Below are 23,006 nucleotides of genomic sequence, written 5' to 3' on the forward strand. Positions count from 1 at the left end.
ATGACCCCCAACGCGATTCTCGAGTTCATCCTCAGCCTGCTGCGCGACCGCGAAGCCGCGGCGGGGTACTGCGCCAACCCGCAGGGCGCGCTGGCCGCCGCAGGCCTGTGCGAGGTCACCCCCGAGGACATCGCGGCCGTCGCACCGATGGTCGCCGAGTCGGCCCTGGTGACCGGTGGCTCCCAGCTGTCGGCGATCGTCGCGGCCGGCGGTTCGGCCACCGCGGGTGCCGCGGCCGCCGCCGTCATCGGTGCCGCCGCGAGCGCCGGCATCGACGCCGCCGCCGACGTGGCCGCCGATCTCGGACTCGATCTCGGCGCCGGGGCCGGAGGCAGCATCGACCTCGGCCTGGGCGGTGACATCGACCTCGGCATCGACACCGCCATCGACGCGGGCATCGACCTCGCCGCGGGCATCGGCACCGGACTCGAAGGCGCCATCGACGCCGGGGTGGACCTCGGTGCCGGACTGGGCGCCGGGCTCGGCGCGGGCCTCGGTGTCGTCGGAGGCGTCGGCGCCGGACTGGAAGGCGCGATCGACGCGGTCGCCGGTGTCGGTGCCGGGCTGGGTGCCGGGATCGGTGGCGCAGTGGATGCGGTCGCCGGTGTGGGCGCGGGCGTCGGTGCGGGGCTGGAGGGCGCGCTGGATGCCGTTGCCGGTGTGGGTGCAGGGGTCGGTGCGGGGCTGGAGGGCGCGGTGGATGCCGTTGCCGGCGTCGGCGCGGGGCTGGGTGCGGGCCTCGAGGGTGCGCTGGAAGGGGTCACGGACGTGACGGCCGGTCTGGGCGGGGCGCTCGGCGGCGTCGCCGGCCTCGGCGGTGGCCTCGCGGGCAGCCTGGACGGCGTGGTGGACGCGGGCGCTGGTCTGGGCGGTGCGCTCGACGGTGTGGTCGAAGCTGGTGCCGGGCTCGGGGCTGCCGTGGGCGGCGCCGTAGATGCTGTCGCGGGCGTCGGTGGCGCCGTCGACGGGGCGGTGGAGGCCGGTGCGGGTCTCGGTGGTGCTGTGGGTGGCGCCGTGGACGCGGTTGCCGGTGTCGGTGGTGCTCTGGATGGGGCGGTGGAGGCCGGTGCGGGTCTCGGTGGTGCTGTGGGTGGCGCCGTGGACGCTGTCGCCGGTGTCGGTGGTGGCTTGGACGGTGTTGTGGACGCGGGCGTCGGCGGGGCTCTCGGCGCGGTGACCGGAATCGGTGGCGCGCTCGACGGTGTGGTCGACGCGGGTGCGGGCGTCGGCGGTGCGGTCGATGGTGCGCTCGGCGCGGTGGCCGGAATCGGTGGTGCTGTGGATGGCGCTGTGGATGCCGGTGCGGGATTGGGTGGCGCCGTGGACGGTGCGGTGGACGCGGTTGCCGGAATCGGCGGTGCCCTCGACGGCGCTGTCGACGCGGGCGTGGGGCTTGGTGCGGGTATCGGTGGCGCGCTCGACGGCGCCGTGGACGCCGCCGCCGGTGTCGGCGGCGGTCTCGAGGGTGCCGTGGGTGCGGGCGCCGGTCTCGGTGGATCGCTCGAGGGTGCCCTCGGCGGCGCCGCGGAAGCGGGCGCGGGCCTGGCGGCCGGACTCGACGGCGCGGCCGGCGCGGTCGGCGGTGCCAGCGCCGGGCTGGCAGGTGCCATCAACGCCGGGACGGATCTGGCCGCGGGCCTCGACGGTGCGGTCGACGGTGCGCTGGGCGCCGGTGCCGGCGTGGGCGGTGCTCTCGACGGCGTGGTGGCAGCCGGCGCCGATCTGACCTCCGGCCTGAACGGCGCCGTGGACGGTGCGCTCGGTGCGGGCGCGGGTCTCACGACCGGCCTCGAGGGAGCCCTCGGCGGTGCGGTCGACGCGGGTGCGGGCCTGACCACGGGTCTGGAGGGCGCGGTCGATGGTGCGGTGGGTGCCGGTGCCGGTCTGGAAGGTGCCCTCGGGGGTGCTGTCGAGGCGGGGGCCGGTGCGGCTGCCGGTGTCGGTGGTGCGGTGGGTGGTGCTGTCGAGGCGGGCACGGGTCTGGCGGCCGGGCTCGAGGGTGCCGTGGCGGCCGGTGGTGACGTGGCCGCCGGGCTGGAAGGCGGGTTGTTCGGTGGCCTCGACGGTGCGGTGGACGCGGCTTCCGGTGTCGCGGGCGGGCTTTCCGGTGCCGTGAACGCCGGTGGGCAGGCCGTCGGTGGGTTGGAGTCGAGCCTGTCGGCCGGGCTGGGGGCGGCGCTCGGTGCGGGCGGCGAACTGTCGACCGAACTGGGTGGTGCGCTCGACGGTGGCGCGGACCTGGCGGCGGGGTTGGACGGCCTGGTGGACGGTGAGCTGGTCTCCGGTGTCGACGGTGGGCTGACCGCCGCGATCGGCGGCGTGCTCGGCGGAGACGCAGGCGCGGGTCTGGAGACCGGTCTCGGCGGCGTGGTCGACGCGAGCGGCGGTCTGACCGGCGCTCTGGACGGCACCGCCGAAACGGCGGCGGGCCTGGAAGCCGGTCTGGGTGGTGCGGCCGATGCCGCCGCCGGACTGACCGCGGGCCTGACCGGCGGCCTGGAATCCGGCCTGGGCGCCGCGACCGATGCCGGTGCCGGTCTCACCGGCGGGTTGGCAGCGGGCCTGTCGGGTGTCACCGGTGCTACGGCGGGTCTGGAAACCGGTCTGTCGGGTGTCACCGGCGTCACGGCGGGTCTGGAAACCGGTCTGTCGGGTGTCACCGGCGCCACGGCGGGTCTGGAAACCGGCCTGTCCGGCGTCGCCGACACCACCACGGGCCTGGAGACCGGCCTCACCGGCGCCCTCGATGGAACCCTCTCGGGCGCGGGCGAATTCGGCTCCGGCCTGGAATCCGGACTCGGTGGCGGGTTCGCGGCGGGTTCGGGCCTCACCGGCGCTCTCGACGGCAGCCTCACCGGCGCCGCCGACACCACCGGCTCGGTGGGCGCCGGCCTCGAGTCCACCGCGGGCTCGGCGCTGGGCACCACCGGCGAGCTGGGTGGCAGCTTCGGCTCCACGGCCGCGAGCACCGCGAACACCTGGTCGACGGTGGACGTGTCGAGCGCGTTCGGGTCGGGCCTGGACAGCGGGATCACCGGTTCCGGCGAGTCCTCGCTGTTCGGCACGGCAGAATCGGGCGCCGAGGCCGCTGGGTCGACCGACCTGACCGGCGACGGATTCCTGAACTGATTTCCCGGCACGAGCAACAGAATCAGCGAGGTCGACACGCGCGATGGTGACACCAGCACAGACTCCGGCCGTACCGCTGCTGTCGGTACTGGGTGAAACCATCGCCGTGGCACGCGCCGCGGGTCGCACCGACCTGGTGGGCCGCCTGGAGGCGGCGGCCGCCCGGGTCCGCGACCCGCGGCGGCGCATCGTGGTGGCGGGCCTGCTCGGCCAGGGCAAGAGCCGTTTCGTCAACGCGCTGATGAACGCCGAGATCTGCCCGGTCGGCGACGACACCACGACCACGGTCGCGACCGTCCTCGCCCACGGTCCGCAGGCGAAAGCCGAACTGGTGCTGACCGATCCGCGCGGCGGCGGCCCGGAGACGCGGGTGGCGGTTCCGCTCGACCAGCTGGCCACCGTGGACGAGCGCACTCCGCTCGCCGAGGGCCGCCGCGTGCTGCGGCTGGAGATCGAACTGCCGAATCCCCTGCTCGCCGACGGCATCGTGCTGGTGGACACCCCGGGCGTCGGTGGTCAGGCGAGCGCGGGCGCGGCGACCGTGCTGAGCATGGTGCCCGCCGCGGACGCCGTGCTGGTGGTGTCGGACGCCTCCACCGAGCTGACCGAGCCCGAGCTGGGCTTCCTGCGTCAGGTGCGCGAGCTGTGCCCGACGGTTGCGCTGATGCTCACCAAGACCGACCTGTACCCGCACTGGCGTCAGGTGCACCGGGCGGATCTGGGTCATCTGGAGCGGGCCGGGCTGTCGGTGCCGATCCTTCCGGTCTCCGCGCTGCTGCGCGCACATGCCATGCGCACCAAGGACGCCCAGCTCGGCCTGGAGTCCGGCTACGGCGAGCTGTTCCGTTTCCTGCGCGAGCAGGTGGTGGCGCGCGATCAGGCCGCGGTCCGCGAGGCGGTGGCCCGCGACATCCACGCCGCCGCCGAACATCTCGCGCTCGCGCTGGGCAGCGAGCTGCTCGCCCTGCGCGATCCCGATCAGGGCGCGACGGCGATCCGGGAACTCCAGTCGGCCAAGACGGCCGCGGAGGACCTGCACCGCCGCACGGCCGCCTGGCAGCAGACGCTGGCCGACGGCATCACCGACCTGGCCGGCGACGTCGACCACGATCTGCGGGATCGGCTGCGCGGGATCACCCGGGAAGGGGAGGAGTGGATCGACGACCACGACCCCGGCAGGCACTGGGACCGCATCGCCGAGTGGCTGACCATGACCGTGGACAGCGCGCTCGGCGACAACCTGCTGTGGACGCACAAACGGGCGGTGGAGCTGGCCGAGCGGGTGGCCGAGCACTTCTCGCACGTCGGTGCAGTCGAATTGCCGGACGTGCGTGCCGGTTTGGACGGGGAGAGCCGCGCACCGGTCGCCACCCTCGGCGAGCTGGAGCCCGACATCGGCCTGGGCAGCAAGCTGCTGGTGGGCATGCGCGGCTCCTACGGTGGCGTGCTGATGGTCGGCCTGGCCAGTACCTTCGCCGGTTTGGCCATGTTCAACCCGCTCTCGCTCGGCGCCGGTGTCCTGGTGGGCGGCAAGGCGTTCCGCGACGACAAGCAGGCGCGCCTGGCCCGCCGCCGCGCCGAGGCCAAGACCGCGATCCGCCGCTTCGTCGACGACGTGGCCTTCCACGCGGGCAAGGAGTCCAAGGACCGCCTGCACCGCATCCACCGGGCGCTGCGCGACCACTACAGCGGGGTCGCCGAACGCAGCCTGCGCTCGATCGACGACTCGCTACGCGCCGCCCAGGAGGCCGCCACCATGGCCACCGCCCGGCGCACCGAACGCTGTGAGGTGCTCGAACGGCAACTGCGCGTGGTCGCCCAGCTGCGTCGCTACGCCGAACAGTTGACCACCGAGCAGAAGACCACCGAGCAGAAGAACACGAGCACCGCCGGGACAGCGCCCGCCGCCGTGGAGGGCGCCGGTACGGTTGCCGGGTGAGAACCGACACACCGATGGCGCCGGGAATCGTCGGCGAGGCACATCGCCTGATCGGCGCCGCCCGGCAGTCCTTCGCCGATCAGCCGCGCCCGCGCGCCCTGCTGGCCGACTGCGCCCGCCGGCTGGATCAGCCGTTGCGGGTGGCGCTGGCGGGTTCGCTGAAGGCGGGCAAGTCGACACTGTTGAACTCACTGGTCGGCCAGGACATCGCCCCGACCGACGCGACCGAGTGCACCCGCGTGGTCACCTGGTACCGCAACGGCACCACCCCCAGTGTCACCGCCTACGCCGCCGACGGCGCCACCGCGAACGTGGTGGTCCGCCGCGGCGGTGGCGCGCACGGCCTCACCTTCGACCTGTCGGGGCTGGCCTGGAACGCGCCCGGCCCCCGCGAGGTCGATCATCTCGAGGTGGAGTGGCCGGCCGCCGCGCTGGCGAGCACCACCATCATCGACACCCCCGGCACCTCCTCGCTCTCCCGTGAGGTGTCCCGCCGCACCGCCCGGCTGCTGACGCCGGGCGCCGACGAGGGGCGCGCCGACGATCTGTCCGTCCCCGGCGCCGACGCCGTCGTCTACCTGTTGCGCCGCCTCGACGCCACCGACATCGATTTCCTGGAACGGGTGGGCGCGGGCGACCGCGGCGCGGCCGGGCCGCTGGGCGTGGTGGGCGTGGTCTCGCGCGCGGACGAGATCGGCGCGGGCCGCATCGACGCACTGCACTCGGCCCGCGACGTGGCCGCCCGCTTCGCCACCGAACTGGAGCGCACCGGCCTGTGCCAGGCGGTGATCCCGGTCGCGGGGTTGCTGGCCTTCGCGGCGGCCACGCTGCGGCAGCAGGAGTTCGCCGCCTTCCAGGCACTGGCCGGAATCCCGGTGGAGGAATTGAGCGCGGCGATGTTGTCGGCCGACCGGTTCGCCCGCCCCGACATCGCGTTGCCGGTGCCGCCGGAACTGCGTGCCCAGCTGGCCGAGCGGTTCGGCATGTTCGGCATCAGGATGGCGGTCACGCTGATCCGCCTCGGCGTGCGCGATTCGGCGTCGCTGGCGGCCGAGCTGGCCGCGCGCAGCGGTGTCGACGAACTGCGCGCGGTGCTGGACGTGCAGTTCGCCCAGCGCGCCGACCAGCTGAAGGCGCATTCCGCGCTGACCGCGCTCGCGCGGGTGCTCGCCACCTACCCCGGCACCCGCGCCGACGTGCTGCTGCCACGGGTGCGCACCCTGCTCGCCGACGTGCACGGTTTCGCCGAACTGCGCCTGCTCGGCCGCCTGCGCACCGACGAGCTGCCGCTACCGCCCGACGACCTCGCCGAACTGCACCGCCTCATCGGCGGCGCCGGGGTCGCTCCGCACCTGCGCCTCGGCCTGCCGGCGGACGCGCCTGCCCCGGTGGCGCGCGCTCGCGCCGCGGAACTCGTGCGCAAGTGGCGCGAGCGGGCCAGGCATCCGCTGGCCGACCAGCTCACCCGGTCGGCCTGCCAGATCGCCGCCCGCAGCGCCGAGGGCGTCCTGCCGCTGCTCCCGCCGGGCCGCTGAGCCGGGGTCGGCGAACCCCGGAGAGAATTTTTCCGCATCCCGGAATAGAACCCCCCAGGCCAGTGGTTGAGTCGATCGACAACATTGAGTGTGTCGGGCTCAACTTGAGGTTGACGCCCACCGGCGACAGGTGCAGGATTGAGTCGACCACGCTCAGCGTTGCTGGGACCGTGCTCCGTGACGTGCTAGGGGCGAAGGTCTCGAAGCACTCACACAGCTACTTCTACGAGGAGGAACCACAATGGCTCGTGCGGTCGGAATCGACCTCGGGACCACGAACTCGGTCGTCGCCGTTCTCGAAGGTGGTGAGCCGGTCGTCGTCGCCAACTCCGAAGGTTCGCGTACCACGCCCTCGATCGTCGCCTTCGCCAAGAACGGTGAAGTCCTGGTCGGCCAGCCTGCCAAGAACCAGGCGGTCACCAACGTCGATCGCACCATCCGGTCGGTCAAGCGCCACATCGGCACCGACTGGACCGTCGAGATCGACGGCAAGAAGTACACCCCCCAGGAGATCAGCGCGCGCACGCTGATGAAGCTCAAGCGCGACGCGGAAGCCTACCTCGGTGAGGAGATCACCGACGCGGTGATCACCGTTCCCGCCTACTTCGAGGACGCCCAGCGCCAGGCCACCAAGGAAGCCGGCCAGATCGCCGGCCTGAACGTGCTGCGCATCGTCAACGAACCGACCGCGGCCGCGCTGGCCTACGGCCTGGACAAGGGCGACAAGGAACAGACCATCCTGGTCTTCGACCTCGGTGGTGGCACCTTCGACGTCTCGCTGCTCGAGATCGGCGAGGGCGTCGTCGAGGTCCGCGCCACCTCCGGTGACAACCACCTCGGTGGTGACGACTGGGATCAGCGCATCGTCAACTGGCTGGTCGACAAGTTCAAGGCCAGCTCGGGCATCGACCTGACCAAGGACAAGATGGCCATGCAGCGGCTGCGGGAAGCCGCCGAGAAGGCCAAGATCGAGCTCAGCTCCTCGCAGAGCACCTCGATCAACCTGCCCTACATCACCGTCGACGCCGACAAGAACCCGCTGTTCCTCGACGAGCAGCTCTCGCGCGCGGAGTTCCAGAAGATCACCTCCGATCTGCTCGACCGCACCCGTGCGCCGTTCCAGCAGGTCATCAAGGACGCGGGGATCAGCGTCTCCGACATCGACCACGTGGTCCTCGTCGGTGGCTCGACCCGTATGCCCGCCGTCTCCGACCTGGTGCGCGAGCTGACCGGTGGCAAGGAGCCCAACAAGGGCGTGAACCCGGACGAGGTCGTCGCCGTCGGCGCCGCCCTGCAGGCCGGTGTGCTCAAGGGTGAGGTCAAGGACGTCCTGCTGCTCGACGTGACCCCGCTGTCGCTGGGTATCGAGACCAAGGGCGGCGTGATGACCAAGCTCATCGAGCGCAACACCACGATCCCGACCAAGCGTTCGGAGACCTTCACCACCGCCGACGACAACCAGCCGTCGGTGCAGATCCAGGTCTTCCAGGGCGAGCGCGAGATCGCCGCGCACAACAAGCTGCTGGGTTCCTTCGAGCTCACCGGCATCCCGCCGGCTCCGCGTGGCGTGCCCCAGATCGAGGTGACCTTCGACATCGACGCCAACGGCATCGTGCACGTCACCGCGAAGGACAAGGGCACCGGCAAGGAGAACACGATCAAGATCCAGGACGGCTCCGGCCTGTCCAAGGAAGAGATCGACCGGATGATCAAGGACGCCGAGCAGCACGCGGCCGAGGACAAGGCCCGGCGCGAGGAGGCCGAGACCCGCAACCAGGCCGAGACCCTGGTGCACCAGACCGAGAAGTTCATCAAGGACAACGAGGACAAGGTGCCCGCGGACGTCAAGTCCAAGGTCGAGGCTGCCATCGCCGAGGCGAACGAGGCCCTCGAGGGCACCGATATCGCCGCGGTGAAGGCCGCCGTGGAGAAGCTGGCCACCGAGTCGCAGGCCCTCGGCCAGGCGATCTACGAGGCGCAGGGCGCCGACGCCGCCGCGTCCAGCAACGGTGCCGCGAGCTCCGCGAACGATGACCAGGTCGTGGATGCCGAGGTCGTGGACGAGCCGGTCGACACGGAGAAGAAGTGACCGAACAGGACACCGAACGCAACGCCGAGAAGGAGCCGATCACCGTGGTGGACAACCGCAAGATCGATCCGGAGACCGGCGAGGTGCGCACGGGCGGCGCGGACGAGCAGTCCGCGCCCGCCCCGGAATCGGAGAACGGCGCCGCCCCGGCCGAGCCCGCGGCGCCCTCCGGTGACGGCGCGGCCCCGGCTTCGGATCGGGTCGCCGGTGAGCTCGCCGAGCGCACCGCCGACCTGCAGCGGCTGACCGCCGAGTACGCCAACTACCGGCGACGCGTCGAGCGCGATCGCAAGGCCGCGGTCGACGCGGCCAAGGCCGCCGTGGTCACCGAGCTGCTCGGTGTCCTCGACGACCTGGATCGCGCGAAGGCGCACGGTGATCTGGAGTCCGGACCCCTGAAGTCGGTGGCCGACAAGCTCACCGACGCGCTGCGCAAGCAGGGCCTCGAGGAGTTCGGCGCGGAGGGTGAGCCCTTCGACCCGACCCTGCACGAGGCCGTGCAGCACGAGGGTTCCGGCCACGACCCGGTGATCGGCGTGGTCATGCGCAAGGGCTATCGGTTCGGCGAGCGGGTGCTGCGGCACGCGCTGGTCGGGGTGACCGATGGCGTGGCAGACGCGGCCGCGGCCGCGTCGGACGAGACAGAGGCATCGGATGAAGATGCCGCGGACGACAACTGACAACGGTCCCGACGAGCGTGGGAGAGGAGGAGACGACCGGTGAGCCAACGGGAGTGGATCGAGAAGGACTACTACAAGGAGCTGGGCGTCTCCTCCACCGCCTCGCAGGACGAGATCAAGAAGGCCTACCGCAAGCTGGCCCGTGACCTGCACCCGGACGCCAATCCGGGGGACAGCAAGGCCGAGGAGCGCTTCAAGGCGGTGAGCGAGGCGCACGCGGTGCTCTCCGATCCGGCCAAGCGCAAGGAGTACGACGAGACCCGCAGGCTCTTCGCCGGCGGCGGCTACCCGCGCGGCGGCTTCGGTCCCGGTGGGGCGGGCGGCTTTTCGCAGGGTTTCGACATCGGCGACATCTTCGGCGGCACCGCCGCCGGGGACGGCGGGCTCGGCGACATCCTCGGTGGCCTGTTCAACCGGGGCGGCACCCGCACCACGAGCAGGCCCCGCCGCGGCGCGGACGTGGAGACCGAGACCACCCTGGGCTTCCGCGAGGCCGCCCAGGGCGTCACGGTGCCGCTGCGGATGACCAGCCCGTCGCCGTGTACCACCTGTCACGGCAGCGGCGCGAAGCCGGGGACCAGTCCCCGGGTCTGCCCGATCTGCAACGGCACGGGCGTGGTCAGCCGCAACCAGGGCGCGTTCGGCTTCAGCGAGCCCTGCGACGGCTGCCGGGGCACCGGCTCGATCATCGACGACCCGTGTGTCGACTGCCACGGCAGCGGCATCCAGAACCGGACCCGCACCATCACGGTGCGGATTCCGCCGGGCGTCAGCGACGGCCAGCGGATCCGGTTGGCGGGCCAGGGCGAGGCGGGCCTGCGCGGCGCGCCGTCGGGCGACCTGTACGTCACCGTGCACGTCAGCCAGGACAAGGTCTTCGGCCGCAACGGCGACGACCTGACCCTGGTGCTGCCGGTGAGCTACGCCGAACTGGTGCTCGGTACCACGGTCTCGGTGCCGACCCTGGACGGCCGGGTCGGGGTGAAGGTGCCGCCGGGCACCGCCGACGGACGCACCCTGCGGGTGCGCGGCCGCGGCGTCCCCAAGCGCGGGGGCGGCGCCGGTGACCTGCTGGTCACGGTGAAGGTGGCGGTACCGCAGAAACTGGACGACGATGCTCTGGAAGCGCTCGAGCGCTACCGGGAAGCGGAGAAGGCCAGCGGATTCGATCCGCGTGCGGGATGGGCAGGTGCGTGATGTCCACTGATCCGAAGAAGGCGTCCGGCGGGGCGCGCGGCGAGTTCTTCATGATCTCGGTCGCGGCCCAGTTGGCAGGTATGCACGCGCAGACACTGCGCACCTACGACCGGCTCGGACTGGTCACGCCGCAACGCACTTCGGGCGGCGGGCGGCGCTACTCGGCCCGGGATGTCGAGCTGTTGCGCGAGGTGCAGCGGCTGTCCCAGGACGAGGGCGTCAACCTGGCGGGGATCAAGCGCATCATCGAGCTCACCAATCAGGTGGAGCGGTTGCAGCAGGAGGTTTCCGAGCTGCGGGCGGAGCTCGACCGGGTCCGGTCCGGCTACCGGCCGGATCTGTCGCCGCCGCAACGGAGTACGGCGTTGGTGGTGTGGAAGCCACGGCATCAGCGCTGAGCACGGTCGAGGGCCGGATCGCATCGGGCGATCCGGCCCTCGTCGTCTCTTTCGGAGTTCGCCGGGGCATCCGCGAGGAGACCGTTCGGTACCGGCGAATCGGCCATCGCCCTTCCGGTTTCGGGCGGACGGTCGATGCCGGGAGTATGCCTGCCGGGTTGCTCGGGCGCGCGGTCCGGATAGCCGGGCGGTCGCTCGTCGGCGGCGCGGGTCGTCGCGACGGCGGCGCGACGCGCCGATGCCGAGCATCGGATATCGTGGAATTACGCACCATTCCGGGTTTTCGGTTTGTTATGGGTCGAATTTCGCCCTACCGTTCATGTTTTCGCGGAATTACACGGCTGATGTTCATTGTTACCGTTCCGTTGCCCGCAACCCTCGCCTACACTCCAACCATCGGCTGCTGTCGAGTGTCCCGCAGCACCTCACTCGCCGGCGCGGTCAGTGTTTCGAGTGCGAAATGGGGTTGTGAGGCACATGGATTCGCGGTCCGTCGCTCTGATCCGAACGACGTTCAAGGCGGTCGCCGCGGACGATGCGGGACCGGACGAGCTGGCCAGGACGTTCTACGCGATCCTGTTCACCGACCACCCACAGATCCGCGACTTCTTCCCCGCCGCGATGGACGTCCAGCGCGACCGGCTGGTGAAGGCCATCTCCTATGCGCTCGACCGCCTGGAGGAGCCGGACAAACTGCTGCCCTTCCTCGCCCAACTCGGCCGTGACCACCGCAAATACGGCGTGCGCCGCGAGCACTACGCCGCCGTCGCCGGCTCGCTCAAGGCCGCGGTGCGACGATGCGCGGGCACCGAGATGTGGACCGACGAGGTGGACCGCGCCTGGGACGAGGGCCTGGCGCTGATCTCCGAGGCCATGATCGGCGCGGCCGAGAAGGAGACTTCGCCGTCGGCGTGGACCGGGCGCGTCGTCGAAACCCGCCAGGTGTTGCGCAATCTCACGATCGTCCGGCTGCAACTGGACCAGCCGATGGAATACGCCGCAGGCCAGTACATGAGCGTCCAGATTCCCTCCCGGCCACGGATGTGGCGGTATCTCTCGCCCGCCGTTCCGGCGAATCCGCAGGGCGAGATCGAATTCCACGTCCGCAGCATCCTCGGTGGCTGGGTGAGCCCCGCGGTGGTGAGTCAGACCCGCGTCGGCGACCAGTGGCTGATCGGCTCACCGCTGGGCGGGCTGGGCGTCCCGCGCAATGCCAAACGCAAGATGCTGATGATCGGTTGCGGTACCGGTATCGCGCCGTTGCGCGCGCAATTGCTGGAAATGGCACAGCGGCGCAGTAATCCCAAGGTGCACCTGTTCGTCGGCGGTCACCACCCGTGCGATCTCTACGATCTGGAGATGCTCAGCACCCTGGCGGTGACGAACAAGTGGCTCACGGTCACGCCGGTCACCGAGCACGAGGAGAATCCCTGGTGGTTCTACCGCGCTCCGGACGAGCCGGAGCCGGTGTTCCCCGCGCTCGAACCGCGGCTGACCGGTCAGCTCGGCAAGGTCGTCGCCGAGGCGGGGCCGTGGGCCGACCGTGACGTGCAGATCGCCGGCTCGCCCTCGATGGTGCAGACCACCAAGTTCCGCCTGATGGCCGCGGGCATCCCGGCCAAGAACATCCGGCACGACCCGCTGTTCTGAGCCGTCAAACCCCTTCGTACTGGATGCGGTCGGCGGGAGTGCCGGTCTCGATCAGCCGGTCCACCGTCGCCCGCGTCATGGCCGGTGAGCCGCAGACCAGCACCTGGTGCCGGTCGAAGGCGCCGTGCGAGCCGACCACGTCGGCCAGGGTGCCCTCGAGCAGGTCGTCGGCCGGGAAATCGATGTCGACGCGCGCGTGCTCGTACCACTCGTCGGCCCAGTTCGGATCGTCGAGCCGGTCCACCACCGGGATCACCGTCAGCCACGGCAGTTCCGCCGCCAGCAGCACCAGCATGTCCGAGGCATACAGGTCGCGCGGACTGTGCCCGCCGACGAACAGGTAGGTGCGCGGCGGCTCCGGCGCCCTGGCCAGCTCCAGAATCTGCGCGCGCATCGGCGCCAGCCCGGTGCCACCGGCGATCATGACCACCTCGTCACCGTCCGGGTCGACGTGGAAGGTGCCCGCGGGCGCGTCGATCCGCCACTCGTCGCCCACCTTGGTGTCGGCGACCAGCGACCCACTCAACCAGCCGCCGGGCACCGTGCGCACATGGAACTCCAGCTTGCCGTCCAGCGAGGGCGGCAGCGCCGGGGACAGCCTGCGCCGGACCTCCGGATGCTGCGGTGCCCGCACCTGGACCGACTGCCCGGCGCGGAACGGCACGAACTCGCCGATGAGACGGATCACCGCGACGTCGTGACGCAGCCGATGGTGCCCGACGACCGTTGCGGTCCATTCGCTCTGCGCGACGCCGTTGTCGAGCGCGCCCGGCTCCGTCATGCGAACTCCTTGTTCTCGCGGTGTGCCCGGCGATTATGACCGATCAGATCGGGTCGCTGGTGATGATGTGCTCGGGGGTGCCGACCGCGATCAGCGCGCGGCGGGTGTCGGCGATCATCGGCGCCGATCCGGCGATCTGGATCTGGCGGTCCTCCCACGCCCCGAAACTGGCCACCACCGCGCCGAGATTGCCGATCAACGTGCGGTGCATGCCGTAGGGGGCGTCGGTCGCCGGATGCGGATACCACCAGGGATTGGTCTTCTGCTCACACACCGGCACGATCGTCAGCCAGGGATTGCTCTGCGAAAGCTGCCACATGTTCTCCACGTCGTAGAGATCGCACGGGTAGCGGCCGCCGATGAAGAAATGCACCCGCGGGTTCACACCGCGCTGGCTCATCTCGATCAACTGGGCGCGCAGCGGCGCGATACCGGTCCCCGCGCCGATCATCAGCACGTCCTTGCCGCTGTTGCGATCCACGTGCAGCCCGCCCAACGGTCCGCCGATCAGCCAGCGGTCCCCGACCTGGGTTTCGTTGACGATGGCCGGACTCACCCAGCCGCCGCGCACCTTCCGCACATGGAATTCGATCTCGCCGTACGGGTTCGAGGGAATCGCGGGGGAGAAGTAACGCCACATCTTCGGCCGCTGCGGCACCGCCACCGGTACGTATTGCCCGGCCTGGTAGGGCACCGGGGTGTCGGACTGCAAGCGCACGATCGCCAGGTCGTCGAGAACCCGCCGGTGCCCGACGACGGTGGCCTCCCAATACGGCTGCGAGGTGTCGGAATTGGCGCCGATCGCCATCGACGCCGAGATGAGGATGCCGACATCGCGCCAGCCCTCCTCGAGTTCCCGCGTCCAGGCCGGGCCGTTGTAGGTACGGAAGGCGTCGAGCAGCGCCCGGCCCGCCAAATCGTAATGCGCCGCCTCGACGCCGTATTTTCGGTGATCGCGCGCCAATTGTTCGAGAAAGTTCTGTGCCCGGTCCCAGTCCTCGAGGTGATCGAGTACGAACTGGATCGCCGTGGTCAGCCGCTTGGGCTGCATGTCCATCGCCGGTGGGAAGAGGTCACGAAGCCCGGGGTTCTCGGCGAACAGATGACCATAGAACGCACTGATCAACCGCTCGGGTCCGTGCGGTGAGTCGATCACCTCACGGAGATTGGCGCGGACCAGCGCTGCCGAACGCGCATCCACGACGAGGAGCTTCCTTTCTACCCGCGACAGCTGCGCATTCGTTGGGGTCGTGCGCAGGGACCGGCCGTGCGGTCCATCGGATTCAGTATCCCCGAAAAACCCGAGGTCGTGTGACCCGATATCAGAACCGGACATGGCCGATACCACGGGGGCCGCGCGGACGGCTACGGCGCGGCGCCGATGCTCCCGTCGATCCGCTGCACCCGCCCGTACCGGTCGAAGGAGAACGTCGCGGTCAGCCCCGGTACGTCGACCGCGAGCTCCGACCAGTCCTGGCTCCACTGCGCCGCCAGTCCCCGCTTGGTCACATAGCTGTGCAGGGCACGGCGATGGTCGCTGACTGTCGGCAGCGTCAGACCCTCCTGCATCACCCGGAGGGGCGCTCGCGGTCGTGCCGAACCGTTCGCCCGCCCCGCTCTGCCTCGTTCCGCGGGCCGCCGTCCGGCCCCACCCCGGCGTAGCGTCGAGGTGCGGGAAAATCTAAACTTGAGCGGAACAGACTCAACCTCTCCCACGTTGGATCCGGTAGGAGCAGTAGAGCCGCGGCCCTACTGCACAGGCGACTAGTAGGAAGGTGTCCCGTGGACTCGTTCAACCCCACCACCAAGACCCAGGCGGCCCTGACCGCGGCCTTGCAGGCCGCCTCGGCCGCGGGCAACCCGGAGATCCGGCCCGCACACCTGTTGGTGGCGTTGCTGGATCAGACCGACGGCATCGCCGCACCGCTGCTCAAGGCCGTCGGGGTGGACCCGGCGACGGTGCGGCGGGAGGCGCAGGACCTCGTCGACCGGCTGCCCCGTGCCACCGGCGCGACCACCCAGCCGCAGCTGGGCCGGGAGGCGCTGGCCGCCATCACCGCCGCGCAGCGGCTGGCGACCGAACTCGGTGACGAGTACGTCTCCACCGAACACGTCCTGGTGGGGCTGGCCGACGGCGATTCCGACGTCACGATGCTGCTGAAGAAGTACGGCGCCACCGCCGACGCGCTGCGCGAGGCATTCACGACCGTGCGCGGCAGCGCGCGCGTCACCACGCCCGACCCCGAGGCCACCTACCAGGCGCTGGAGAAGTACTCCACCGATCTCACCGAGGCCGCGCGCACCGGCAAGCTCGATCCGGTGATCGGCCGGGACACCGAGATCCGCCGCGTCGTGCAGGTGCTGAGCCGGCGCACCAAGAACAACCCGGTGCTGATCGGTGAGCCCGGCGTCGGCAAGACCGCGATCGTGGAGGGTCTCGCCCAGCGCATCGTGGCCGGTGACGTGCCGGAGTCGCTGCGCGGCAAGAAGGTGATCTCGCTGGATCTGGGCGCGATGGTGGCGGGAGCGAAGTACCGCGGCGAGTTCGAGGAGCGGCTCAAGGCCGTGCTCGAGGACATCAAGAACAGCGCGGGCCAGATCATCACGTTCATCGACGAGCTGCACACCATCGTCGGCGCGGGCGCGACCGGCGAATCGGCGATGGACGCGGGCAACATGATCAAGCCGATGCTGGCGCGCGGTGAGCTGCGGCTGGTCGGCGCGACCACGCTGGAGGAGTACCGCCAGCACATCGAGAAGGACGCCGCGCTCGAGCGGCGCTTCCAGCAGGTGCTGGTCGGTGAGCCCTCGGTGGAGGACACCGTCGGCATCCTGCGCGGCATCAAGGAGCGCTACGAGGTGCACCACGGCGTGCGGATCACCGACTCGGCGCTGGTGGCCGCGGCGGCGCTGTCCGACCGCTACATCACCTCGCGTTTCCTGCCGGACAAGGCGATCGACCTGGTCGACGAGTCCGCTTCCCGGCTGCGCATGGAGATCGACTCCCGCCCGGTCGAGATCGACGAGGTCGAGCGCGCGGTGCGGCGGCTGGAGATCGAAGAGGTCGCGCTGAGCAAGGAGACCGACGAGGCCTCCAAGTTGCGGCTGGAGAAGCTGCGCCAGGAACTGGCCGACGACCGGGAGAAGCTGAACCAGCTGATGACCCGGTGGCAGAACGAGAAGAGCGCCATCGACCAGGTCCGCACGCTCAAGGAACAGCTCGAGGCGCTGCGCGGGGAGTCCGAGCGGGCCGAGCGCGACGGTGATCTGGGCAAGGCCGCCGAGCTGCGCTACGGCCGCATCCCCAGTCTGGAGAAGCAGCTGGCCGAGGCCGAGAAGGCCTCCGGTGCGGCCGCCGACGGCGAGGTGATGCTCAAGGAGGAGGTCGGCCCCGACGACATCGCCGAGGTGGTGTCCTCGTGGACCGGCATTCCGGTCGGCAGGCTGCTCGAGGGTGAGACCCAGAAGCTGCTGCGGATGGAGGACGAGCTGGGCCGTCGCGTGGTCGGACAGAAGGAGGCCGTGCAGGCGGTGTCGGACGCGGTGCGCCGGGCGCGGGCCGGAGTCGCCGACCCGAACCGGCCGACCGGCTCGTTCATGTTCGTCGGACCGACCGGCGTCGGCAAGACCGAGCTGGCCAAGGCGCTGGCCGACTTCCTGTTCGACGACGAGCGCGCGATGGTGCGTATCGATATGAGCGAGTACAGCGAGAAGCACGCGGTGGCTCGCCTGGTCGGCGCGCCTCCCGGCTACGTCGGCTACGACCAGGGCGGCCAGCTCACCGAGGCGGTGCGGCGCAGGCCGTACACGGTGGTGCTGTTCGACGAGATCGAGAAGGCGCACCCGGACGTCTTCGACATCCTGCTGCAGGTGCTCGACGAGGGCAGGTTGACCGACGGCCAGGGCCGCACGGTCGACTTCCGCAACACCATCCTCATCCTCACCTCCAACCTGGGCGCGGGAGGTGACCAGGAGTTCGTCATGAACGCGGTGCGGGCCGCCTTCAAGCCGGAGTTCCTCAACCGGCTCGACGACGTGGTCATGTTCCACGCGCTCGACGAGGAACAGCTCGAGCACATCGTCGACATCCAGCTCGAGCAGCTGCAGAAGCGCCTGGCGCAGCGGCGGCTCACCCTCGATGTCACCGGCTCGGCGCGGTTCTGGCTGGCGGTGCGCGGCTACGACCCCGTCTACGGCGCGCGACCGCTGCGCAGGCTGATCCAGCAGGCCATCGGCGACACCCTCGCCAAGGAACTGCTGGCGGGCACCGTCACCGACGGCGACACCGTCAAGGTGGGTGTCAGCCCCGACGGCGACAACCTGGTCGTCGAACCGGCGTCCTGATCACCGAACGTCCCCATCGGCGCACGCCGGTGGGGACGTTCCGCGTGCCCGGCACGGTGGACACAGCCGGGCCGAAGGTGCGGCGAATCGCATCCCGCGCCCCTAGTCTGGGAGGCATGACCAACCCGAAGGATCCCTGGGGGCAGCGGCCGGAGGACGCGCCGACCGAACACCTCGGTCCGCCCGGGTACGGTCAGCAGTACCAGCACGGCGGCGTGGAGTATCCGCCGACCGAGCACTACGACCCGTGGTCGGCGCCGCCACCGCCGAACGCGACCCGCGAGTTCCCGCCGATGGACACGCAGTGGGGCGCCTACGAGAGCGGGGCGCAGCCGGCCGGCCAGTGGACCGGCAACCAGTGGGTCGGCGCGTCCGGGCAGCAACCACCGGGGCAGCAGCCGCCCGGCGGACAGTTTCCGCCGCAGCAGGAACCGCCCAAGCGCAACACCGGGCTGTGGATCGCGCTCGGCCTGGGCGTGGTGGCGTTGGTCGCCGTGGTGGGCGTCGCGGCGGGCATGCTGCTCGGCGGCGACGACGAGGACACCGCGGCCGCAGGCACCAGCACCACGCACACCCTGCCGTTCCCCACGGCGGGGCCGAGCACCACCGGGGAACTACCCGGTCTGCCCGTGCCGAGCGGGCTGCCCGGCCTGCCCGAGATGGACGGGCTCGGCGCGACCATGGGCACCATCACCGCCAACGACGGCGGCACCCTCACCCTCAGCACCGTCGCGGGCGGCACCGTGACGGTGCGGACCGACGCGAGCACCCAGGTGATCTCGCTGTCCGGGGTGACGCCCGGCGATCTGCCGGTCGGTGACATGGTGATGGTGCAGGGCGACAAGGGCCAGGACGGCTCGATCACGGCGAAGATCATCATCAGTACCGCGTTGCCGGGCGGCGGACGATGACCGGGATATTAGGGTAGACCGCGATGACGGCTATGTGGTTCGGATTGGCGGCGATCGCGCTGGTGGGTGCGATCGTGCTGCTCTATTTCGATCGGGTCCAGCGGCAGCGCTCCGGGCACGCGCGACAGGTGTGGGCCAAGGCCCAGGGATACACCTACGTGTCGGTGGAGCCCGCGCTCACCTCGACGTGGCGGCGCGGCGCGCTGGCCAAGCTCGGCTACCTCTCGGCGGTCGACGTGGTGACCGGCATCCGCAAGGGCGAGAAGTTCGTTTTGTTCGATCTCGAGGACGCCGCGACGCTGGTGGCCGTGCGCCGCCAGATCGGCTCCGACATCGACATCGACATGCGGCTCAAGACCGCCTCCCCGCCCAAGGACGCCGACCTGGAACTGCTGGGCGCCATCGGCGACCGGGTGGTCTTCGCGACCAATCCGGAGATCGCCCGGCACGCGGTGGACCAGCGGATGGTCGCCTTCATCGAGACGCTGCCCGACACCGTGCAGATGCTCTGGAGCGAGGGCAACTGGACCCTGGGCATGCTCAACGTCGGCACGTCGGCCCGCGACTGGGAGACCGCGATCGACGTGGTGTTGCGCCTGTCCGGCCTGCTGCACGTGCTGCCGCCGGTCAGCGAACCGCGCCCGAACGACGAGGACCGTCGGCGTCCCCGCCCGCCCGCCCGCTCCCGCGAACCCGAGTTCGACGACGAGACCGATTGGCGCGACGAGGAATCCGACGACGACCGGTTCGACGACGGTCGCCCGGCCGACCGGACGTTCGACGACCGGGCAGTCGATGCCGACGAGTTCGGTCCCGACGAGCTCGATGCCGGCGGACCGGACGCCGACGAAGCCGCGCCCCGCCCGGAGCGCCGCGCCGAACCCGCCGACTCGCGCCGCCCCTCGCTGGCCGTGGTCCCCGACGCCCGCAGGCGCGAGCCCGCCGAGGACCGCGAAGACGCCGACCGCCCCGACGACCGCGAACCCCGCGAGCCCTCGGAGCCCGCCGCGCCGCGCTCCGGGGAGCGCCCGGGCGGCCCGTTCCACCCCGGCTTCCGCCCCTACCAGGGTCCTGTCCCGCAGTGACCGCCCCGACGCACCGCTGATCGGATTGCCTCGATGACCGACAGTCCCGCCCCCGCACGCCTGCCCGGTGCCACCCGGCCCGTCGCCCTGATCACCGGACCCACCTCCGGCATCGGCCACGGCTACGCCACCCGACTGGCCTCGCTCGGCTACGACCTGGTGCTCGTCGCCCGTGACGCCGACCGGCTGCACGACCTGGCCGCCGAGCTGGAACGCCGATACGCCACCCGCTCGGAGGTGCTCACCGCCGACCTGGCCGTGGCGCACGACCGTGAGCGGGTCGCCGCACGGGCCGCCGACGGCATCGAATTCCTCGTCAACAACGCGGGATTCGCGCACTCCGGCGAATTCTGGACGTTGCCCTACGAGCAGCTGCAGGCCCAGCTCGACGTCAACGTCACCGCCGTGCTGCAACTCACCCACGCCGCGCTACCCGCCATGATCGCCGCCGCCAAGGGGTCGATCGTCAACGTCGCCAGTGTCGCGGGCCTGATCCCCGGCCGCGGCTCGACCTATTCGGCCTCCAAGGCCTACGTCGTATCCTTCACCGAGGGGTTGGCCGGCGGACTCGCCGGAACCGGTGTGCGGATCCAGGCGCTGTGCCCGGGGTTCGTGCGCACCGAGTTCCATCGGCGGGCAGGCATCGAGATGTCCTCGCTGCCCGAGCCGTTGTGGCTCTCGGTCGACCAGGTCGTCAGCGGCTCGCTGCGCGATCTGGACGCCGACCGCGTGATCAGCGTGCCCGGCGTGCAGTACAAGGTGCTCACCACCGCGGCCGGACTCATCCCGCGGGCCCTGCAGGTCCGAATGAACCGGGGCCTGTTCAACTCACGCGGAAGGACATAGACGACAGATGATGGATCAGGCGAGGGTCACGCGGCCCGAGCTGACCGGCGGCGACCGCGACGCGCTGGCCGCCCTGGTGCGCGAGCTGGCCGTCGTGCACGGCAAGGTGACGCTCTCCTCCGGCAAGGAGGCCGACTACTACGTCGACCTGCGCCGGGCGACCCTGCACCACGAGGCCGGTCCGTTGATCGGCAAACTGCTGCGCGAGCTGGTCGCCGACTGGGATTTCGACGCCGTCGGCGGCCTCACCATGGGCGCCGACCCGGTCGCGCTGGCCGTGCTGCACGCACCGGGCCGTCCGATCGACGCGTTCGTGGTGCGCAAGGCCGCCAAGACCCACGGCATGCAGCGGCAGATCGAAGGCCCCGACGTCACCGGCAAGCGGGTGCTGGTCGTCGAAGACACCACCACCACCGGCAATTCCCCGCTCACCGCCGTGCGCGCGCTGCGCGAGGCCGGGGCGACCGTGGTGGGCGTGGCCACGGTGGTGGACCGGGAAACCGGCGCCGACCAGGTGATCGCGGCCGAGGGGCTGGAGTATCGGTCGATCCTCGGACTGAAGGATCTGGCGCTGGGTTAGCCTGGACGTCGGCAAGTGTGTCGGTGTGGTTTGAAGGACGTGTGAGTCACCTGTGGTGAGCATTGCAGTGAATAAGGGTCGCGAGAATGTTGCGATGCTCGGTATCGGGGCTTACCGACCGCAGCGCATCGTCAGCAATGACGAGGTGTGCGAGGTCCTCGACTCGACCGACCAGTGGATCTACGAGCGCACCGGCATCCGTAACCGGCGCTGGATCAGCGGCGACGAGACGTTGCGCTCCATCGCCGCCGCCGCGGGTGAGCGCGCGCTGAACAACACCGGCATCGACCGGTCCAAGATCGGCGCGCTGATCCTGTGCACCTCGAGCTGGCTCAAGCTCACGCCGCACGGCGCCCCGACCGTGGCCTCCGACCTGGGGATGAACGGCATCGCCGCCTTCGACCTCACCTCCGGCTGCGGCGGCTTCGGCTACGGCCTCGGGGTGGCCGCCGATCTGATCCGCGCGGGCTCGGCCGAATACGTGCTGGTGATCGGCGCCGAGACGATGACCGTCGGCCTCGACCCGACCGACCGCGGCACCGCCATGATCTTCGGCGACGGTGCGGGCGCGGTCGTGGTCGGCCCCAGCGAGGAGAACGGCATCTCCCCGACGGTGTGGGGCAGCGACGGCGAGAACGCCGAAGCCATCGCCCAGGACGTCGACTTCCTCGAGTTCATGAACAAGGCGCAGGCCCTGCAGGGCACCGACCCGGCCGTGGAGCCGGTGGGCCGGATGTCGCTGCGCATGGAGGGTCCGCGGGTGTTCCGGTGGGCGGCCGTCACCCTGCCGCGCGCGCTGGCCAGCGCCCTCGAGGTCTCCGGTGTCTCCAAGGAGGACATCGAGGTCTTCGTCCCGCACCAGGCCAACGCCCGGATCAACGAGTTGATGAAGAAGAACCTCGGGCTCGCCGACGACATCCCGATGGCCAACGACATCGAGAACACCGGCAACACCTCCGCCGCCTCCATCCCGCTGGCCATGGAGGAGATGCTGGTCACCGGCAAGGCCAAGGGCGGTCAGCTCGCGCTGCTGCTCGGCTTCGGTGCCGGGCTGAGCTACGCGGGCCAGGTCGTCACCCTGCCGCCCGCCCCGAAAGAGGCCAGCTTCAGTGTCTGATCGGCGGGTGCGATCCGATCGGCGGGTGCGCCCGTTGCGCGCGGGCTTCCTCGCGGCCGCCGCGGTGACCGTCTACGGCGCCGCCACCGGCCGCGACACGCTCCAGTGGCTGGCCAAACCGCTGATGATGCCGCTGCTGGCCGCCGACGTGGCCACCGGCGGCGCCGACATCGAGCCGGGCGAGCGCACCGTGCTGCTCGCCTCCCTCGGCGCCGCCACCGTCGGCGACGTCCTGCTCATCGACCCCGACGACGACCGTCGCCTGGTCGCGGGTGCCGCCGCCTTCGCCGTCATGCAGACCGGTTACGCCACCCTGTGGTGGCGGCGCGGCGCCCGCCCCACCCGCCCCGTCACCGTGCAACGGCTGGCCGCCTGGCTCGGCGCCGCCGCCCTCCTGCGTGCGAAGGCCCCCACCGTCGCCCTCCCCCTCACCGCCTACGGCGCCACCCTCGGCACCGCAGGCGTCCTGGCGTCGGACCCCGAACTCGCCCCCGCGGCCCTGACCGTCGGCGGCCTCAACTTCCCCGACTCCGACCCCCGCAGCCGCCTCGCCCTCGGCTCCCTGCTGTTCACCCTCTCCGACGGCCTCATCGTCCTGCGCCGAATCTTCGCCCGCAGCACCCGATCCCGCCGCACCACCGAAGCCGTCATCCTCACCACCTACGCCGCCGCCCAATACCTTCTCGCCGACCCCCGAGCCCACACCCGCCCCTGAACCCACCGTT

At 71.0% G+C, this 23,006-nt stretch carries 18 protein-coding genes; 15 read left to right on the forward strand and 3 right to left on the reverse strand.

The window, feature by feature from the left end; all coding sequences use genetic code 11:
- The 8 genes from AMO33_RS21630 (at position 1) to AMO33_RS21665 (ending at position 12,617) form a co-directional block, all read left to right on the forward strand.
- Positions 1–3,129 carry an IniB N-terminal domain-containing protein gene (locus AMO33_RS21630; protein ID WP_060594053.1) on the forward strand — a complete coding sequence of 1,043 codons (3,129 nt, stop codon included), beginning with the start codon at positions 1–3 and terminating at the stop codon, positions 3,127–3,129.
- Positions 3,130–3,172: 43 nt separating this feature from the next.
- Positions 3,173–5,068, forward strand: coding sequence for a dynamin family protein (locus AMO33_RS21635; protein WP_060594054.1), 1,896 nt, complete (start codon positions 3,173–3,175; stop codon positions 5,066–5,068).
- A gap of 14 nt (positions 5,069–5,082) precedes the next feature.
- Positions 5,083–6,603, forward strand: a complete 1,521-nt coding sequence (locus AMO33_RS21640) for a dynamin family protein (RefSeq protein WP_060594055.1) — start codon at positions 5,083–5,085, stop codon at positions 6,601–6,603.
- Positions 6,604–6,844: 241 nt separating this feature from the next.
- The gene (dnaK, locus tag AMO33_RS21645) at positions 6,845–8,692 is read left to right on the forward strand and encodes a molecular chaperone DnaK (RefSeq protein ID WP_060594056.1); all 1,848 of its coding nucleotides are present in this window, start codon (positions 6,845–6,847) and stop codon (positions 8,690–8,692) included.
- The gene (grpE, locus tag AMO33_RS21650; protein WP_060594057.1) at positions 8,689–9,372 is read left to right on the forward strand and encodes a nucleotide exchange factor GrpE; all 684 of its coding nucleotides are present in this window, start codon (positions 8,689–8,691) and stop codon (positions 9,370–9,372) included. The genes dnaK and grpE overlap by 4 nt, the downstream gene beginning before the upstream one ends.
- 39 nt (positions 9,373–9,411) lie before the next feature.
- Positions 9,412–10,569, forward strand: a complete 1,158-nt coding sequence (dnaJ, locus tag AMO33_RS21655; RefSeq protein ID WP_011211941.1) for a molecular chaperone DnaJ — start codon at positions 9,412–9,414, stop codon at positions 10,567–10,569.
- Positions 10,569–10,967 carry a heat shock protein transcriptional repressor HspR gene (locus AMO33_RS21660; RefSeq protein ID WP_041560478.1) on the forward strand — a complete coding sequence of 133 codons (399 nt, stop codon included), beginning with the start codon at positions 10,569–10,571 and terminating at the stop codon, positions 10,965–10,967. The genes dnaJ and AMO33_RS21660 overlap by 1 nt, the downstream gene beginning before the upstream one ends.
- Before the next feature lie 477 nt (positions 10,968–11,444).
- Positions 11,445–12,617 carry an FAD-binding oxidoreductase gene (locus AMO33_RS21665; protein WP_060594058.1) on the forward strand — a complete coding sequence of 391 codons (1,173 nt, stop codon included), beginning with the start codon at positions 11,445–11,447 and terminating at the stop codon, positions 12,615–12,617.
- 4 nt (positions 12,618–12,621) lie between these two features.
- Here AMO33_RS21665 and AMO33_RS21670 read toward each other — a convergent pair whose 3' ends face one another.
- The 3 genes from AMO33_RS21670 to AMO33_RS21680 form a co-directional block, all read right to left on the reverse strand.
- Positions 12,622–13,398 (reverse strand): FAD-binding oxidoreductase, encoded by a 777-nt coding sequence (locus AMO33_RS21670; protein ID WP_011211938.1) that lies wholly within the window; start codon positions 13,396–13,398, stop codon positions 12,622–12,624.
- Positions 13,399–13,441: 43 nt separating this feature from the next.
- Positions 13,442–14,599 carry an FAD-binding oxidoreductase gene (locus AMO33_RS21675; RefSeq protein WP_011211937.1) on the reverse strand — a complete coding sequence of 386 codons (1,158 nt, stop codon included), beginning with the start codon at positions 14,597–14,599 and terminating at the stop codon, positions 13,442–13,444.
- Positions 14,600–14,763: 164 nt separating this feature from the next.
- Positions 14,764–14,967: a hypothetical protein gene (locus tag AMO33_RS21680; protein ID WP_139337527.1), complete on the reverse strand. Its 204-nt coding sequence runs from the start codon at positions 14,965–14,967 to the stop codon at positions 14,764–14,766.
- 213 nt (positions 14,968–15,180) lie between these two features.
- On the opposite strand from AMO33_RS21680, the gene clpB reads away from it, so the two are divergent.
- The 7 genes from clpB to AMO33_RS21715 all read left to right on the forward strand — a co-directional run bounded on the left by clpB (position 15,181) and on the right by AMO33_RS21715 (position 22,996).
- Positions 15,181–17,742, forward strand: a complete 2,562-nt coding sequence (gene clpB / locus AMO33_RS21685) for an ATP-dependent chaperone ClpB (protein WP_011211936.1) — start codon at positions 15,181–15,183, stop codon at positions 17,740–17,742.
- Positions 17,743–17,858: 116 nt separating this feature from the next.
- Positions 17,859–18,653, forward strand: coding sequence for a DUF5666 domain-containing protein (locus AMO33_RS21690; RefSeq protein WP_060594060.1), 795 nt, complete (start codon positions 17,859–17,861; stop codon positions 18,651–18,653).
- 23 nt (positions 18,654–18,676) lie between these two features.
- Positions 18,677–19,738: a type III secretion system chaperone family protein gene (locus AMO33_RS21695; protein WP_373862125.1), complete on the forward strand. Its 1,062-nt coding sequence runs from the start codon at positions 18,677–18,679 to the stop codon at positions 19,736–19,738.
- Positions 19,739–19,771: 33 nt separating this feature from the next.
- Positions 19,772–20,584: an SDR family NAD(P)-dependent oxidoreductase gene (locus tag AMO33_RS21700; RefSeq protein WP_060594062.1), complete on the forward strand. Its 813-nt coding sequence runs from the start codon at positions 19,772–19,774 to the stop codon at positions 20,582–20,584.
- Between the two features lie 7 nt (positions 20,585–20,591).
- On the forward strand, positions 20,592–21,164 hold the full coding sequence (gene pyrE, locus AMO33_RS21705) for an orotate phosphoribosyltransferase (RefSeq protein ID WP_011211932.1): 573 nt from the start codon (positions 20,592–20,594) through the stop codon (positions 21,162–21,164).
- A 52-nt stretch (positions 21,165–21,216) separates the two neighbouring features.
- Positions 21,217–22,281 (forward strand): beta-ketoacyl-ACP synthase 3, encoded by a 1,065-nt coding sequence (locus AMO33_RS21710; RefSeq protein WP_011211931.1) that lies wholly within the window; start codon positions 21,217–21,219, stop codon positions 22,279–22,281.
- Positions 22,274–22,996, forward strand: coding sequence for a lysoplasmalogenase (locus tag AMO33_RS21715; protein WP_373862126.1), 723 nt, complete (start codon positions 22,274–22,276; stop codon positions 22,994–22,996). Before AMO33_RS21710 ends, AMO33_RS21715 begins: the two co-directional genes overlap by 8 nt.
- The last annotated feature ends 10 nt before the right edge of the window (positions 22,997–23,006 follow it).

Source organism: Nocardia farcinica (genome assembly GCF_001182745.1).
Classification (GTDB): Bacteria; Actinomycetota; Actinomycetes; order Mycobacteriales; family Mycobacteriaceae; genus Nocardia; species Nocardia farcinica.

Coding starts and splice junctions, on each gene's coding strand:
- AMO33_RS21630 (WP_060594053.1), top strand. CDS start 1: ATGACCCCCAACGCGATTCTCGAGTTCATCCTCAGCCTGCTGCGCGAC.
- AMO33_RS21635 (WP_060594054.1), top strand. CDS start 3,173: ATGGTGACACCAGCACAGACTCCGGCCGTACCGCTGCTGTCGGTACTG.
- AMO33_RS21640 (WP_060594055.1), top strand. CDS start 5,083: ATGGCGCCGGGAATCGTCGGCGAGGCACATCGCCTGATCGGCGCCGCC.
- dnaK (WP_060594056.1), top strand. CDS start 6,845: ATGGCTCGTGCGGTCGGAATCGACCTCGGGACCACGAACTCGGTCGTC.
- AMO33_RS21660 (WP_041560478.1), top strand. CDS start 10,569: ATGTCCACTGATCCGAAGAAGGCGTCCGGCGGGGCGCGCGGCGAGTTC.
- AMO33_RS21665 (WP_060594058.1), top strand. CDS start 11,445: ATGGATTCGCGGTCCGTCGCTCTGATCCGAACGACGTTCAAGGCGGTC.
- AMO33_RS21670 (WP_011211938.1), bottom strand. CDS start 13,398: ATGACGGAGCCGGGCGCGCTCGACAACGGCGTCGCGCAGAGCGAATGG.
- AMO33_RS21680 (WP_139337527.1), bottom strand. CDS start 14,967: ATGCAGGAGGGTCTGACGCTGCCGACAGTCAGCGACCATCGCCGTGCC.
- AMO33_RS21690 (WP_060594060.1), top strand. CDS start 17,859: ATGACCAACCCGAAGGATCCCTGGGGGCAGCGGCCGGAGGACGCGCCG.
- AMO33_RS21695 (WP_373862125.1), top strand. CDS start 18,677: ATGACGGCTATGTGGTTCGGATTGGCGGCGATCGCGCTGGTGGGTGCG.
- AMO33_RS21700 (WP_060594062.1), top strand. CDS start 19,772: ATGACCGACAGTCCCGCCCCCGCACGCCTGCCCGGTGCCACCCGGCCC.
- pyrE (WP_011211932.1), top strand. CDS start 20,592: ATGATGGATCAGGCGAGGGTCACGCGGCCCGAGCTGACCGGCGGCGAC.